Below are 2047 nucleotides of genomic sequence, written 5' to 3' on the forward strand. Positions count from 1 at the left end.
CCGAGGAAGAAGCCTCGAACTTCGGTAGCCAGACGCCGCTCGCCCGTCCTGGCCAGCCCGTGGAGGTGTCGCCGATCTACGTACTGCTGGCCTCCGACGAGGCCAGCTACATCACCGGCAGCCGCTACGGCGTGACGGGGGGCAAACCGATCCTCTAGCCCCTTCTGCTGATCATCGAGAGGTAACGCACCATGGAGATCTCATTTTTCTGGCTGGCCGCAGCCATCATCGTCCTGCTACTCGATCTGTGGGCCCTGAACAGCGTCTGGCGAAGCACCAAAAGCTCTGGCACCAAGCTGGCCTGGACGGTCCTCATCTTCGTGCTGCCTCTCGTGGGCCTGGCCATCTGGGGCGTCGCCGGCCCCCGGGGCATCGCCAGGCCGCCGAGTTCGCCCAACCACAGCAAGGGCTGATGACTTTCATCAAATGAGTCTGAACGCCTGCTTCGCCCTGTAAGTCGTAACTTCCATTGACTAGCTGCGCGCTTCTGGCGCAACGAGGAGAGGAAAAGATGGCGATTACAGTAGGCGATTTCCTGGTCGAGCGACTCAGCCAGTGGGGCGTGACGCGCATATTCGGCTACCCCGGCGATGGCATCAATGGGGTGTTCGGCGCCATGCGTCGCTCCGGGAAGATCGAGTTCATCCAGTGCCGCCACGAGGAAATGGCCGCCTTCATGGCCAGCGCCCATGCCAAGTTCACCGGTGAGCTGGGTGTATGCATCGCCACCTCCGGCCCCGGCGCCTCCCACCTGATCACCGGCCTGTATGACGCACGCATGGACCACATGCCCGTGCTCGCCATCGTCGGCCAGCAGGCCCGAGCTGCCTTGGGCGGCCACTACCAGCAAGAGCTTGACCTGGTCTCGATGTTCAAGGATGTCGCGGGCGCATTCGTGCAGCAGGCCACGGTGCCTTCACAGGTGCGCCATCTGGTGGACCGCGCCGCCCGCACGGCCCTCGGCGAACGTCGGGTCACCGCGGTGATCCTACCCAACGACCTGCAGGAACTGCCCTACGAAGAACCGGAGCGAGCCCACGGCACGGTGCATTCCGGCGTTGGCTTCAGCCGTCCCAAGGTCGTCCCTTATGACGCCGATCTCCAGCGCGCCGCGCAGGTACTCAATGAGGGTAAAAAGGTCGCGATCCTTGTAGGCGCCGGCGCCCTCGCTGCCAGTGAACAGGTTCGTGCGATTGCCGACACCCTTGGCGCTGGCGTGGCCAAGGCCCTGCTTGGCAAAGCCGTACTGCCCGATGAGTTGCCTTGGGTCACCGGCAGCATCGGACTGCTTGGTACCGAACCCAGCTATGACCTGATGAACGAGTGCGACACCTTGCTAATGATCGGCTCAGGCTTCCCCTACTCCGAGTTTCTGCCCAAGGAAGGCCAGGCGCGCGGCGTGCAGATCGACCTGGCGCCCGACATGCTCAGCCTGCGCTACCCCATGGAGGTCAATCTGGTCGGCGACGCCGCCGACACCCTTGCCGCGCTGCTGCCGCTGCTCGAGCACAAGACCGATCGCAAGTGGCGCGAAAAGATCGAACACTGGCGCGCTGCCTGGGACAAGAAACTCGACAAACGCGCCCTCACCTCGGCCGACCCGATCAATCCCCAGCGGGTGGTCCACGAACTGTCTCCACGCCTGCCCGATGACAGCATCATCACCAGTGACTCCGGCTCGTGCGCCAACTGGTTCGCCCGTGACCTGAAGATTCGCGAGGGCATGATGTGTTCGCTGTCCGGCGGTCTCGCCAGCATGGGCGCGGCGGTGCCCTACGCGATTGCCGCCAAGTTCGCCCATCCCGAGCGCCAGGTGGTTGCCCTGGTCGGCGACGGCGCCATGCAGATGAACAACCTCGCCGAGCTCATCACGGTCGCCAAGTACTGGCAGCAATGGGGCAACGGCAAGTGGATCTGCGCGGTGTTCAACAATCAGGACCTCAACCAGGTGACCTGGGAGCAGCGCGTGATGGAAGGCGATCCCAAGTATTCGGCGTCGCAGGACATTCCCGACGTGCCGTACCACCTGTTCGCCATCTCCATCGGG

Annotated in this window: 3 protein-coding genes; all 3 read left to right on the forward strand. The window is 63.8% G+C overall.

Going from position 1 to position 2047, the window contains the following annotated elements; all coding sequences use genetic code 11:
• Window positions 1-158: SDR family oxidoreductase (locus VJS90_RS02885; protein WP_324118915.1), on the forward strand; the 158-nt coding region annotated here is incomplete at its 5' end.
• 33 nt (window positions 159-191) lie between these two features.
• Complete coding sequence (locus VJS90_RS02890; RefSeq protein WP_324118911.1) at window positions 192-413, forward strand: PLD nuclease N-terminal domain-containing protein; 222 nt, start codon at window positions 192-194, stop codon at window positions 411-413.
• Window positions 414-511: 98 nt separating this feature from the next.
• Window positions 512-2047, forward strand: a 1536-nt coding sequence (locus VJS90_RS02895; RefSeq protein WP_324118913.1) for a thiamine pyrophosphate-requiring protein, incomplete at its 3' end; no start/stop codon positions are given.

The sequence above is a fragment of the Pseudomonas sp. genome, from assembly GCF_035277045.1.
Taxonomy (GTDB): domain Bacteria; phylum Pseudomonadota; class Gammaproteobacteria; order Pseudomonadales; family Pseudomonadaceae; genus Aquipseudomonas.